Raw genomic sequence first — 13883 nt, forward strand, 5'->3', positions numbered from 1 at the left:
AAATCTATCTGTTAATCAGCAATTTTATCGAGTGTATATTTTATAAGATTTTCTATAACCTCAGCAGGGTTTTTACTAAAAGTTCCAGAAGCTCTATTCGCAATTATGGCATTTAGAGATAGGGCATGATGCCCCAATAACTTAGCTAAGCCATAAATAGCAGATGTTTCCATCTCCAAATTAGTTACACGGATACCATTAAAATTAAAAGTATCCATTTTATTGTTTAAATCTGGATCTTGAACAGGCAATCGTAAAACACGGCCTTGCGGTCCATAAAAACCACCAGCAGTGGCAGTTAGTCCTTTATGGGTTTTGTTGCTTTCAAATTGTTTTTCAAGGACATCACTGTTTTTAATTATGATGGGCTTAGCTTTATTTTGATGCCAATTTGTATGCTTTATGAAAGCTTCTTCAATATCAGGAGTATTAATAGTATCAATTTGGTAGGCATGTAGCATACCATTAAGGTCTAACCCAAAAGTACTTAGAAGAAATGAATCTATAGGAATATCTTTTTGTAACGAACCAGAAGTACCTATTCTTATAATATTGAGGCTTGTAATGGTTTGTTTTGGAACTTTGGTGGTTAAATCGATATTAAAAAGAGCATCTAATTCGTTTAGAACAATATCGATGTTATCTGGACCTATACCCGTAGAAATTACAGTGATACGCTTACCTTTGTAGTGGCCTGTATGAGTTTTAAATTCGCGTTTTTGAGTAGAAAATTCAATACTATCAAAATGTTTTGATACTTTCTCAACACGGTTTTGATCACCAACAAAAATAATGGTATCAGAAATGTTTTCAGGTTTTAAATTGAGATGATAAACACTACCGTCTGGATTTAATATTAATTCAGATTCTTTAATGGGCATTTAATACAGTTTTTATAAGCTTATTTTGCTTTTTATTAAATTGAAAATCAAATTTTTTAAGCCCTCCATATACCATATTGTTATCAATCTCAGTGGCAACATTATGTCGACCTAACAAAGCTTCATGCCCTTTCCTGTTTAGAATAATTTGTTGTTCGTCATTTGTGAAAAATGCACGAAGTTTTTCTATAATTCTGGATATTTGAATATCTCCAAAGCCATAATACCCTTGATAATTAAGTACATAACCTAACAGATGGTGTTCAGATTTTATGGTATTGTTTTTAACAATTTCCAAAATGTTTTTTTCCAATACATTTAAGCCGTGTTTTGAGTCTGGAAAACGTTCTAAGTGTGCTTTTAAACAATTACTTAAATATTTAAAAGATGATACTGTTGTAATGTATGGTTTTAACAAATTATGGTCCTTACCACAGTAAATACCCCAGATGGTTTTAGCTAATTCTAAATCTTCAGGAGTAAGTTTTACGCTGTTTTTGTAATGATCTATGAGTTGCTCAGCAGTGAGTTCTGACAAACCTTTCAATATTTTGCTGCCTTTAATCCTGCCACTACAAACTAAAGAAATAGGAAGGTCTATTTGCTTTTGCATGATAAGATTGATGACAGCAATCATGTTGATATGACAAAATAAATCATATTCGAACCACAAAATAATTTCAGTATATTCTTTATAGGCATCCAATTTGTTTAACTCGAGCTTTATTATTTCTGTATCTAAATCAATATCATAAAATGTATTAAAAAATGATTTTCTAAGATCTAAAAACTTGTCCGAGTTAATCTCTACAACAGTTGGGCCTTCGCAAAGCATTTCCTTCCAGGTAAGTTTTTCTCCAACAAAATCCAGTTCATCCAGATAGTTCGTTAAAACGTCTCCATTGGTAATATGAAGTATTCGCTTGCTCATAAATTATCCTCCAACACGTTTTACATTAAAACCTTTTTCTTGGAGCATGTCCATTATTTTATCACGATAATCACCTTGAATGATAATTTTATCATCTTTAAAACTACCGCCAACACTTAAGGTCGTTTTAATTTCTTTAGCCAAAGCTTTAAAATCTTTATTAGCACCTGTGTAACCTTCTAATATGGTGATAGGTTTCCCTTTGCGTTTTTCGTATTTGCAAATAATAGGATCGTCCTGCATCCATATTTTGGGTGTCTCACTATCGCTTTCAGCAGATTCTGTTTGAACGTGATCTGGAAACAGGTTTTTCAATTGGTCTTGTAAATCCATCTTTTAATATTCGGTTAGCAGTGTTCAGTTGGCAGTATTTGCTCTGCGGTTTTATTGACAGTCTACTGTTAAATGAACATGGCTATCTATTTCTTTATTAATCCTAATTCTATTAATCGTTCATTTAAAAATTCGCCAGCAGTAATATTATCGAATGCTTTAGGATTATCATCATCGATACAACTTTCCAATACATCCAATTTCATGTCACTTATAGGATGCATAAAAAATGGAATGGAGTAGCGCGATGTTCCCCAAAGTTCTTTAGGTGGGTTTATGACACGATGTATCGTAGATTTCAATTTATTATTAGTGTGCCTGGAAAGCATATCGCCAACGTTAATCATAAGTTCGTCTGGTTGCGCAATGGCATCAATCCATTCACCTTCATGGTTTTGTACCTGTAAACCGCGACCCTGTGCTCCCATTAATAGAGTTATCAGGTTAATATCTCCATGCGCAGCAGCGCGAACAGCTTCCTTGGGTTCTTCTGTAATAGGTGGGTAATGTATAGGTCTTAAAATAGAATTACCATTATGAATGAACTCATCAAAGTAGGTTTCTTCAATGTCTAAATGCAATGCCAACGCACGCAGTACATACTTAGCTGTTTTTTCCAGCATTTTATATGTTTCCTTCCCTATAGTGTTAAACTCTGGAAGTTCACTAACAATAACATTTTTAGGGTATTCTGCTTCAAGTTTAGGATTGTTTTCAACATATTGTCCAAAATGCCAAAACTCTTTTAAATCGCCTTCTTTTTTACCTTTGGCGCTTTCTTTTCCAAAAGACACATAGCCTCTTTGGCCACCTATTCCTGGAATTTCATAGCTTTGTTTGGTTGCAGTTGGTAAACTAAAAAAACGTTTAACTTCTTTATATAAGTTTTCAACCAAGGTATCATTTAAAAAATGACCTCTTAAAGCAACAAAGCCAATGTCTTCATAAGCTTTTCCTATAGCATCAACAAATTGTTGTTTTTTATTAGGGTCGTTAGAAATAAAATCATTTAAATCTACACTCGGTATGCTAGTCATGCGTTATTATTTATTATGGATGTATTACAAATGTACAAAAACATTGTAAAGTTTAGAGCACTGTGTTTTATATAACTTTTATATTCTTTTTGCCTTTTTATGGTATATTTGATAAAGCAATATATTCAATTCATGACTAAAGAATCCACATCGGTTATTATAGAATATCATGTCGAAAACCTAGACAAAGAGAAATTAATACAATTATATAAAAATGTTTTAAAGCCAAGACTGATAGAGGAGAAGATGCTTATTCTATTGCGTCAGGGAAAAATAAGTAAATGGTTTTCAGGTATTGGACAAGAGGCCATTGCTGTGGGAGTTACCATGGCATTAAATGCAGACGAATATATATTACCCATGCATAGAAATCTAGGGGTGTTTACTACCCGAGAGATTCCATTATATAGGCTATTTGCACAATGGCAGGGAAAGGCTTCAGGTTTTACAAAAGGTAGGGATCGATCTTTTCATTTTGGAACGCAGGAATATAAGATAGTTGGTATGATTTCTCATTTAGGCCCTCAGTTGGGTGTTGCTGATGGTATTGCTTTAGCTTCTAAATTGAAAAATAAAAATAATGTCACAGCTGTTTTTACGGGAGAAGGAGGGACAAGCGAAGGTGATTTTCATGAAGCCTTAAACGTGGCTTCAGTATGGCAGTTGCCAGTTTTATTTTGTGTTGAAAATAATGGCTACGGATTGTCTACACCTACAAACGAACAATATAATTGTGCAAATATTGCGGATAGAGGCTTGGGGTATGGTATGGAGTCGCATATTATTGAAGGGAATAATATCATTGAAGTTTATAAAAAAGTTAGTGAATTAGCACAAAGCATTAGGGAGAATCCAAGACCCATTTTACTGGAATTCAAAACATTTAGAATGCGTGGGCATGAGGAGGCTAGTGGTGTTAAATATGTTCCGCAAGCGCTTATGGATACCTGGGCTGTTAAGGATCCAGTTTTAAATTATGAAACATTCTTAAAGGATCATGGCTTTTTAAATGATGATGAAAGTACTGCGATAAGGGAGGGGATTGTAACAGAAATTAACAAACACTTAGATGTTGCTTTTAAGGAAGAAATCATAATTCCAGATGAAGTAAAAGAATTGGATGATGTTTATAAAATGTTTGATTATAATAGTGTTTTGGGTAGCGGTGAGTCTGATAATATTCGTTTTATTGATGCTATTTCCAATGGTTTAAGGCAAAGTATGGAGCGCCATAACGATTTAATAATTATGGGGCAAGATATAGCTGAATATGGTGGTGTGTTTAAAATAACTGATGGTTTTGTTGCCCAGTTTGGAAAAGAACGTGTACGGAATACGCCCATTTGCGAATCTGCAATTGTTGAAACGGCCATGGGATTGTCTATAGCAGGTATGAAAAGTGTTGTAGAGATGCAGTTTGCCGATTTTGTAACTTCTGGGTTTAATCCAGTTGTTAATTACTTGGCTAAGTCTCATTATAGGTGGGCACAACAGGCCGATGTTGTTATTAGAATGCCATGTGGTGGTGGTGTAGCTGCAGGGCCTTTTCATTCGCAAACAAACGAAGCTTGGTTTACAAAAACACCAGGTTTAAAAGTGATTTATCCAGCTTTTCCTTATGATGCTAAAGGACTATTGGCTACTGCTATTAATGACCCTAATCCTGTTTTATTTTTTGAGCATAAAGGGTTGTACCGAAGTATTCGACAGGAAGTTCCAAACGATTATTATACATTGCCTTTAGGCAAAGCATCTGTACTTAGTAAGGGTAACGATGTTACAATTATTAGCTATGGAGCAGCTGTTCATTGGGCTTTAGAGACCTTGGAACGGAATCCAGAAATTTCAGCAGACGTCATAGATTTAAGATCACTTCAGCCTTTAGATGCAGAAACACTGTATAAATCTGTTAGAAAAACTGGGAAAGCTATCATTTTGCAAGAGGATTCTTTGTTTGGTGGTATTGCCAGCGATATTTCTGCACTCATTATGGAACATTGCTTTGAAGCTCTTGACGCCCCAGTGAAACGTGTAGCCAGTATGGAAACGCCTATACCGTTTGCAAGTCAATTAGAGACACAATATCTGCCAAAAGATAAGTTTGAAGCAGCACTTAAAATGCTTTTGGAATATTAGAAACCAAGCATGGAAACGCTTATAGATATATTTGTAAATAAATTTTTGGGAACTGTAGATTGGACTATCGATTCTATACTTTTTAAGGTGCCTTGGTATACTAATTATTTCTGGGGATTAGTTTTTATATCTATAGCTGTTTGGGGGTTAGAAATAGTACTTCCTTGGCGAAAAGAACAAGCTATTTTTAGGAAAGGTTTTTGGACAGATACCGTTTATATGTTTTTCAATTTCTTTGTTTTTACTATTATTATAAGCGGGTTTTATGCTATCCTAGAACAGGTTTTTTTGAGTTTGGGAATTACTATGACATCGGTCTCCCTAGTAAATATGAAAGATTTACCTATATGGCAACAATTACTGATATTCTTTTTAGTATCAGATTTTATGCAATGGTTTACACATGTTTTATTACATAGATTTAATTTTTTATGGCGTTTTCATAAAGTGCATCACTCTGTTAAAGAGATGGGATTTGCTGCTCATTTACGTTATCATTGGATGGAAAACATCTTCTATAAGCCCCTTAAAATATTTGCTGTTATGTTACTGGGTGGTTTTGAGCCAGAGCAAGCCTTTATTGTGCACTTTATAGCCATAGCTATTGGGCATTTCAATCACGCCAATATCAAGCTTACATACGGACCTTTCAAATATATATTCAACAATCCCGTTATGCATTTGTATCATCATGCATATGCTTTACCAAAAAAACGGAGTTATGGTGTTAATTTTGGAATTAGTTTAAGTCTTTGGGATTATATTTTTAAAACAAATTATATCCCAGAAACTAGTGGGAATTTGACCTTGGGATATTCTGGTGATATAAAAATGCCTAAAAACTTCTTTAAGCAGTTGTTTTACGGCTTTAGAAAAAACCACTAGTTAAGCATTTTATAATCGGTTTTTACTATTTACATGTTATGCTGAAAAATAAATACTTCATATTAATTATCATTTTGACCTGCTTTTACTGCAAAGAAACCTGCTCTTATTGCAAAGGAAAAGAAGAAGATAAGGATATTTACGAATGGAAAACCATAAGTGTTACTGCATCTGCCTACAATTCATTAGCATATCAAACAGATTCTAGCCCAAGTATTGGAGCTTTTGGAGATAGTTTAAAGCCTGGAATGAAATGTATTGCTGTATCTCGAGATTTATTAAAATTAGGGTTAAAACATAATACACCTGTCAAAATTGAAGGTTGCGATAGTATTTATTTGGTCAAGGACAAAATGAATGCCCGTTGGAAAAAACGCATCGACATTTATATGGGAACAGATGTCAAAGCAGCAAGAAATTGGGGCAAGAAAAAGGTTTCGATCACTTATGGAATTCCTAAGAAAAATAATTTACACTAAAAAGACAATATAGTACATAAATAGAAATATATAAGATTTATAATCTTTATAATTTGTTAATAATTTTGTTGACATGCACGTCAAGTTATTGTAAATCAGTATCTGATATTTTTCAAGAATAACTTATCAATATAGTATAACTAAATCAATATAAGTCATGGTATCGTACACAGCTAAAGTAAAACAGTTTCTTAGTCAAGACCCCATTCCTCTTTTTATTGGAGGTGCATGGATGAAAAATTCTGAAGATAAGATCATTAACGTTGAAAATCCTTCGGATCAATCATTACTCGCCAACGTAAGTAAAGCTGATGCCAATGATACTAAAAGTGCCATTGAAACAGCAGATAAAGCCTTTGCTGAATGGAAAAATGTAAGCCCAGAGAAACGCGCCGCTATTATAAATAAATTTGCAGATTTGTGCGAAAGAGATGCTGAAGAATTGGCACAATTGGAAGCACTAGATGTAGGAAAGGTGGTTAATAATGCTAGAGGGTTTGATGTGCCATTTGGTGTTGAGTCATTACGTTATTATGCTAATTTAATTCAAAAAGAGACTTTTGAGAAAACATTATCGATTGATGGTGTTGAAAGTAAATCTGTTCGTTTGCCTTTTGGAGTGGTGGCTTTTATTTTTCCATGGAATTTCCCTCTTACTTTATGTATGTGGGGTATTGGACCTGCGTTAGCTGCTGGTAATACAGTAGTGGTAAAGCCAGCAGAAGTTACACCCTTAAGTACCCTGTATCTTGGTTTGTTGGCAAAAGAAGCTGGAATTCCAGATGGCGTTTTAAATATTATACCTGCAGATGGACCAGAAGCTGGGGAAGTTTTAACATCGCACCCAAAAGTGAAATGTGTGTCCTTTACAGGATCATCTAGAGTTGGAAAAATAATCGGACAGGCATGTGGGTTTAACCTAAAACCTTCAAAATTAGAACTTGGAGGTAAAGGAGCTGCTGTTGTTTTTGATGATGCCGATTTGGATTCTGCAGCCGTAGGTCTGGCAGGAGCTATTACCTTAAATACAGGTCAAGTTTGTTGTACTGCTACCCGGTGGATCATTCACGAAAAAGTGATGGATAGCTTTGTTGAAAAAGTGAAAAAAGAGTTAGAAAAAACTAAAATAGGCCCAGGGATGATTGAGGAAAATGAAATGGGGCCTGTCGTTAGCAGTAAGCAGTTGAATACGATTCTGGATTATATAGATAAAGGTGTGAAAGAAGGCGCTGAAGTGATTTGTGGTGGTGCGCGTATTAAAGATGCTAATTTTGATAAAGGGTACTATGTGGCTCCAACATTATTAAGAGGAGATGAACATAATATTTGCTTCAAAGAAGAAATATTTGGGCCAGTAGCTTACATAACATCGTTTATTGATGAGGCCGATGCCATTCGCCAAGTAAACAGTCTGGATTATGGTCTTGCTAATAGTGTCTGGACTTCCGATAAAAAACGTGCAGAACGTGTTGCTAAATCTATGGTTTCTGGTAATAGTTGGATAAATGCCCACAATGTATTTGCCTATGGACTTCCTTATGGAGGTGTCAATGGAAGCGGTAATGGAGGTGGTGTTAATAGTGTGCAAACATTGTTTGATTATACACGTGCTCTCTCTATCGCAGAACCTGTTACGATTTAACTAATGGAAATAGCTAAATTAATAGCGTATTTGGTAGAACAGGACGTATTGACGACTACCAAAGTGGATATCGTACCCCTAAGTGGAGGCGTGTCTTGCGAAATACTTTTAATAGATGACGGAAAAAAACGTTTTGTATTAAAACGTGCTTTAGAAAAATTAAAAGTTGAAGACGATTGGTTTGCAGATGTAAAAAGAAATGAAATTGAACAACGCTACCTAAAGTATGTAGCGACATTTTTCTTTGATTCGGTTCCTGCTATCATTTACAGTGATAGTAAACATCATTTTTTTTGTATGGAAATGCTGGAAAATGGTTTAAAAAACTGGAAGGAACAACTCCTCAATAAAAATTATGATGTAGCATTTGCAAAAAAGGCTGGCGAGCTATTGGGAGCTATTCATTTTAAATCTGCAGGAGATCGAGGAGTGGCAAAGGATTTTGATACACTGGCTAATTTTCATGAGCTACGTATAGATCCATATTTACTTAAAACTGGAGAAAGGCACCCAGAATTAGCATCATATTTTCAAAAGGAAGCCGTTAGGTTAAGTGAGCAAAAGATATGTTTGGTTCATGGCGATTTTAGTCCTAAAAATATTTTAGTAAGTCCCAATCGTTTGGTGGTGTTAGATTGTGAGGTGGCATGGTATGGAGACCCTGTATTCGATGTCGCGTTTTTATTAAATCACTTCGTTTTGAAATCCCTTTATTTATCTGAAGATATAGAGATGCTTATGCAGTTGGCAAAAGAAGTTTGGATAAGTTATAAGAAAGAAGCAAAAATACTTGTAAATGAGGGTTTTGAAAAACAGCTAATCCACTTGCTTCTTATGTTAATGCTAGCAAGGGTTGATGGTAAATCCCCAGTAGAGTATTTAAATGCTTCTCAGAAAAAAATAATCAGGGATTTTGTATATCAAGAGTTACCTTCCGCTAATAATAGTTTTGAATGCTTTAAAAATAAATGGTTAAAATATAACACAATAGTATTATGAAAATTAAAGATATAGATGCTTATCAAATATATGATTCCAGAGGATTTCCAACACTTGAAGTTGAAGTAACGTTAGCTAGTGGTACTCAGGGATATGGATTGGTACCATCTGGAGCTTCTACAGGTCAGTTTGAAGCCTTGGAGTTGAGGGATAATGATAGTTCTCGTTTTAGGGGTAAATCAGTTTTTAAAGCCATTAACAATGTAAAAACAATACTCTCTGATGCACTAAAAGGAACTTCGGTTTTCGATATGGAGCAGATAGATCGAAAAATGATTGCCTTAGACGGCACAGTAAATAAATCAAACTTAGGCGCTAATGCTATTCTTGGAGTCTCAATGGCAGTTGCTAATGCAGCAGCAAATGAAAAAGGAATTCCTTTGTACGAATATTTAGGTGAAGGAAAAGGAACCTTAATTCCTCTTAATGAAATTCAAATTTTAGGAGGAGGGGCTCATGCTGCTTGGGCAATAGACATTCAAGACTATTTGGTTATAGCCGTTGGTGCTAAAACTTATGAGGAAACCCTAGAGATGACACATAATATTTATCATGCTGCTGGGGAAGTTATGAAGGCACGTGGTAAATGTGTCGGTATAGCCGATGAAGGTGGTTGGTGGCCTGATTACCTTACCAATGAGGAACCTTTTGAGGTATTCTTAGAAGCTGTTGAAAAAGCTGGTTATGTAGCAGGCAAAGACGTCGCTATTTCTTTAGATATTGCAGCTAGCGATCTTTTTGATGGCGAAAAATATCATTTTAAACTGACTAACGAATCGTTTAGCCCTGAGGCGTTTTGTGATTTAATGATTGACTGGTGTGACAAATACCCAATCATATCTATTGAAGATCCTTTTGCAGACACCGATTTTGAGAGCTGGAAGCGTTTTAATAAGGTTTGTGGTGATAAGGTTCAGATTATTGGGGATGACCTTTTTACGACAAATATAGAACGTATAAAACAAGGAATTGAGGCAGGTTTGGCTAATTCGGTATTGATAAAATTGAATCAAATAGGTACGGTAACAGAAACCCTCGAAGCCATAAGAGTAACACAAGAAGCAGGTTGGTTACCGGTAGTTTCTGCTCGATCTGGAGAAACAGAAGATGCTTTTATTTCTCACTTAGCAGTGGCTACAAATGCAGGACAGTTGAAAGTAGGTTCTTTCGCAAGAAGCGAACGTATGATAAAGTGGAACGAGAACTTACGTATTCAACGTAGTTTGGGAGATAAAGCCCAATTTATTGGTAGTAAAATTTATGAACGTATTTTAAAGAAAAAGCCACAGATCGCATAAGGTTGGATTTTTATAGTGGTCGCTAAATAAGAAAAGACTGATCGTGAAATCATTATCATTTGATTTGTCAGATTGAGTACTTCGACTACGCTTAGTATGACACTTGTCGAAACTGAGCGTAGTCGAAGGGCCAATATGCTTTACTTTTCAGATAGCCAATAAACATATGATCTTTTAGTTCTAAAAATGCTTTTTTCAATTTATAACTAAATGATATATTACTTTTATTATATCATTTAGTTTCTGCTTCCGAAAGTATAAAAGGGTAGGCAGCTTTTACTTGTTTTAGCTCTTCTTTTGATAGTTTGTCTGAGGGTTTTTTAAGGACATTTACACTATAGGTATTTCTTAGTTCGTAATATGCTTTTGTGAGTTCATTTTGTACAGCAACAAATTGTTTATAAGAGGTATGTCTACCATTTTGTAAAGACACTACTGCTTTTTCGGGATTATCAGATGCTTTTGGGCTTTTTAAGCCATGACAGTAATTACAAGTACCATCACCATTATTGTCCAAAAAGTTTTTGGTGATCTCTTTTAATTCAGAAATAGCCACAACATTATTTTCTATCATAATTTCATCGTCATTATTTACCATAATGCGAAGTATATTACGTTCTGCTATTTTGGCATCGCAAATAGTCCCGGGTGGACATTCTTTAGGAAGTACTCTATTGATACCCTCGTCTGAAGATATGGTTGCCGTTACAAGAAAAAAGATAAGTAATAAAAATGCGATATCTGCCATAGATCCTGCATTTACTTCAGGCATTAGTTTTGATTGTCTCATAATTATAGATTTAAATGTTAATATGTTAAGAAAATCACAAAAACGATACCATAAGGTCTCAGTATAGAGTTCTGTTTAGTTTTTTATAAATGTTTTTTTGATTTTTAAAAAGATTTATCACTTACTTAGACTTTGACTTATCTTGAGTATTTCTGAAATAAAGAACTTAAATAGAGGAGTTTCTTATGGCCTTGGTTTGCAACTTCGAAGCCTCTCTATCAAGTAAATTAAAATAAGTTAAGAAACTACTTTAGAAATAGAATAACTTTTTTGTATGTTAGTACTTAGGAGTAATAGATACGAAGTTTTACACTTAGCATAATAGTTATGTTTAATCATGGGAAATCAATAAACATAAGGGGCTGTAGATGAAGAGGGGAGTAATTCAGTTATATTTATTGGTTAGAAAAATTATAATGAACCACTTTTAAAATTCAAATTATCAGATATTTAGGCTTAATTTTATTACTGGCTTTAAGTTGCACTACGGATAAGTCACATAAACAGTTAATGATAGATAGATTTAAGGAAACTACATTTTCAGAAGTATTTGATTTGTTACCCTTAAGTAATACAATAATTAGAAATAGCTTATCTCAAAATATAATATTTCCAGAATCAATTTATGCATCTAACTATTGTGGTGTATTTATACAGTATGAACATAATGTTAATGATTTTAGTAAAATACTTAAAAAAATTAGGACAGAGAATTTTTTCGAGTCTAAAATCAAAGATACCTGTAATGTCTATATTCCAATAGTTAAAAAAGAAATACACTGTTCTAAGCAGAGTTTTCCCGTTCCTAATATTACTGATGATTTCAATGAATTAAAGGATAAAATCAGTGATGGAAAATATGTAGTATTTAATCATAAAAAAGGAGAGTTTTTGAAAGATAAAACATTATTAGAAGGTAATTTTCATGGGTTTTCAAATGGAATTATCTTAGAAGAATCGTCTAATAAAGTTATTTATTGGACGATTGTATGGTAAGTTTACGATGTAATAATTCATGATATTCCACTGCTATTTATAGTTTTTCAAAAAAGGGATGTAATTTAATTACATCCCTTTTTAATACGCATAATGTTTTAGGCGTTTCCAAACATCATCATGTGAATTATAATGTTTTGGGATGACACTATCTGTAAATAAGTTTTTTTGAGTGATACTATTTAAGTATCTCGATATTTTTGTTGCTGATTTCATAATTTGATTGTTTTGATACTGAAACGAGTTCAGTTGGGTTGATTGATGAAAGGTTTGTTTTAAAAGACGCTACTTATCTGTAACGTCTTTTACAATTCCAACTGTAGCTTTTGGTGTTGCTTAATGTGCTACTCAATTGATTGCTGTTTAATGTTCTCATGATTTCTAATTTTGATTGATTGATTGATTGATTGATGTTTTTTAAAATGAAACGAATTTATCTATAACGTCTCTTTTTATTCCAATGATTACTTTTAGTACCTGTTAAAGTTCCGCTTAATTGATTGTTGTTTAATGTTCTCATAATTGTTGTTTTTTAATTGATTTATACTAGATAGACGACCAAAAATCGAAAATGTTACAGTACTATGCATAACAAAGTAATAAATTAGCATATTTTAACAATTTTTGTAGGATTATGGTAAGAAATAACTACTTTTTTAGACTCATTAAACATTTTAGGAATGGTTATTGTGTTAAATGAATACAAAATATTAAGTAAGAGTTTATATGTTTTCAGATAAAAAAATATCTTTGAAATATATTATGAACATTGGTTTAATGGAATAATAAAACAAATGAGACTTTATTTTTCATTTTTTATAGGACTCCTTTTTTCGCTATCTACTTATGCTCAGATTGATGCGAAGAATAAATCTATTGCTATTCCTGCAGTGAAAAGCAAAGATTCTATTGATGCTAACCCTTTATTACCATCAAAACCAATAAATAATAATAGAAATATTAATAACATCAATACACCTCGTACATCTACCAACCTTAATATGCCTAAAAAGCAGTTTTCTATGTTTCCCGAAGAAGAATTCGGTAACCCAGGGGAACTTTACGATAAGCGAATTAATAAAAGCTTAGATCACTTGAAGCTAAGTGAGGAAGAATTAGAAATGAAAAATGGTAGTACTACGGATCAATATTTTGGTGATTATAAAAGCAAGGCCAAGTTTGTGAATGTTGTATATCGAGATCATGGCTATGTTGATGGTGATGTGATTCAAGTTTTGGTAAATGATGATATCATTCACGCCAGGGTATTTTTAACAGGTGGTTTTAAAGGTTTTAAACTCGATTTACAGCCAGGTTTTAACAAGATAGATTTCTTGGCTCTAAATCAAGGAGAATCAGGCCCTAATACAGCCGAATTTAGAGTTGTTGATGATAAGGGAAGTCTGATTTCTTCTAATCGTTGGAATCTAGCTACAGGTGTTAAAGCTACTATTATTGTTGTAAAGGAGTAATGTT

General features: G+C 33.7%; 14 protein-coding genes. 8 read left to right on the forward strand and 6 right to left on the reverse strand.

Going from position 1 to position 13883, the window contains the following annotated elements:
- Nucleotides 1-11 precede the first annotated feature (11 nt).
- From HHX25_RS18630 to HHX25_RS18645, 4 genes are all read right to left on the reverse strand, one after another.
- Nucleotides 12-881: a nucleoside phosphorylase gene (locus HHX25_RS18630; RefSeq protein WP_169676591.1), complete on the reverse strand. Its 870-nt coding sequence runs from the start codon at nt 879-881 to the stop codon at nt 12-14.
- The gene (locus HHX25_RS18635) at nt 871-1812 is read right to left on the reverse strand and encodes a DUF1835 domain-containing protein (protein WP_169676593.1); all 942 of its coding nucleotides are present in this window, start codon (nt 1810-1812) and stop codon (nt 871-873) included. Before HHX25_RS18635 ends, HHX25_RS18630 begins: the two co-directional genes overlap by 11 nt.
- Before the next feature lie 3 nt (nt 1813-1815).
- The gene (locus HHX25_RS18640; RefSeq protein ID WP_169676595.1) at nt 1816-2145 is read right to left on the reverse strand and encodes a translation initiation factor; all 330 of its coding nucleotides are present in this window, start codon (nt 2143-2145) and stop codon (nt 1816-1818) included.
- An 86-nt stretch (nt 2146-2231) separates the two neighbouring features.
- A complete protein-coding gene (locus tag HHX25_RS18645; protein ID WP_169676597.1) occupies nt 2232-3182 on the reverse strand; it encodes an isopenicillin N synthase family dioxygenase in 951 nt (316 codons plus the stop codon).
- Nucleotides 3183-3314: 132 nt separating this feature from the next.
- Between HHX25_RS18645 and HHX25_RS18650 the strand changes: the two genes are divergently transcribed.
- The 6 genes from HHX25_RS18650 to eno all read left to right on the forward strand — a co-directional run bounded on the left by HHX25_RS18650 (nt 3315) and on the right by eno (nt 10621).
- On the forward strand, nt 3315-5318 hold the full coding sequence (locus tag HHX25_RS18650) for an alpha-ketoacid dehydrogenase subunit alpha/beta (RefSeq protein ID WP_169676599.1): 2004 nt from the start codon (nt 3315-3317) through the stop codon (nt 5316-5318).
- A 9-nt stretch (nt 5319-5327) separates the two neighbouring features.
- Nucleotides 5328-6203: a sterol desaturase family protein gene (locus HHX25_RS18655; RefSeq protein WP_169676601.1), complete on the forward strand. Its 876-nt coding sequence runs from the start codon at nt 5328-5330 to the stop codon at nt 6201-6203.
- A gap of 38 nt (nt 6204-6241) precedes the next feature.
- Complete coding sequence (locus HHX25_RS18660) at nt 6242-6682, forward strand: 3D domain-containing protein (RefSeq protein WP_240964575.1); 441 nt, start codon at nt 6242-6244, stop codon at nt 6680-6682.
- A 157-nt stretch (nt 6683-6839) separates the two neighbouring features.
- Nucleotides 6840-8324, forward strand: a complete 1485-nt coding sequence (locus HHX25_RS18665) for an aldehyde dehydrogenase family protein (RefSeq protein WP_169676603.1) — start codon at nt 6840-6842, stop codon at nt 8322-8324.
- A gap of 3 nt (nt 8325-8327) precedes the next feature.
- The gene (locus tag HHX25_RS18670; RefSeq protein WP_169676605.1) at nt 8328-9323 is read left to right on the forward strand and encodes a phosphotransferase family protein; all 996 of its coding nucleotides are present in this window, start codon (nt 8328-8330) and stop codon (nt 9321-9323) included.
- Nucleotides 9320-10621 (forward strand): phosphopyruvate hydratase, encoded by a 1302-nt coding sequence (eno, locus tag HHX25_RS18675; RefSeq protein ID WP_169676607.1) that lies wholly within the window; start codon nt 9320-9322, stop codon nt 10619-10621. Before HHX25_RS18670 ends, eno begins: the two co-directional genes overlap by 4 nt.
- A gap of 232 nt (nt 10622-10853) precedes the next feature.
- Here eno and HHX25_RS18680 read toward each other — a convergent pair whose 3' ends face one another.
- The gene (locus HHX25_RS18680) at nt 10854-11411 is read right to left on the reverse strand and encodes an ExbD/TolR family protein (RefSeq protein ID WP_169676609.1); all 558 of its coding nucleotides are present in this window, start codon (nt 11409-11411) and stop codon (nt 10854-10856) included.
- Nucleotides 11412-11921: 510 nt separating this feature from the next.
- Here HHX25_RS18680 and HHX25_RS18685 point away from each other — a divergent pair.
- A complete protein-coding gene (locus tag HHX25_RS18685) occupies nt 11922-12407 on the forward strand; it encodes a hypothetical protein (RefSeq protein ID WP_169676612.1) in 486 nt (161 codons plus the stop codon).
- 81 nt (nt 12408-12488) lie between these two features.
- Here the strand turns inward: HHX25_RS18685 and HHX25_RS21375 are convergent, their stop codons facing one another.
- Entirely contained in the window at nt 12489-12623 is a 135-nt protein-coding gene (locus tag HHX25_RS21375) for a hypothetical protein (protein WP_262888897.1), read from the reverse strand.
- A gap of 578 nt (nt 12624-13201) precedes the next feature.
- On the opposite strand from HHX25_RS21375, the gene HHX25_RS18690 reads away from it, so the two are divergent.
- Nucleotides 13202-13879: a hypothetical protein gene (locus HHX25_RS18690; protein ID WP_169676613.1), complete on the forward strand. Its 678-nt coding sequence runs from the start codon at nt 13202-13204 to the stop codon at nt 13877-13879.
- Nucleotides 13880-13883 lie beyond the last annotated feature (4 nt).

Origin of the sequence: Flavivirga algicola (genome assembly GCF_012910715.1) — a bacterium.
GTDB classification, from domain to species: Bacteria; Bacteroidota; Bacteroidia; order Flavobacteriales; family Flavobacteriaceae; genus Flavivirga; species Flavivirga algicola.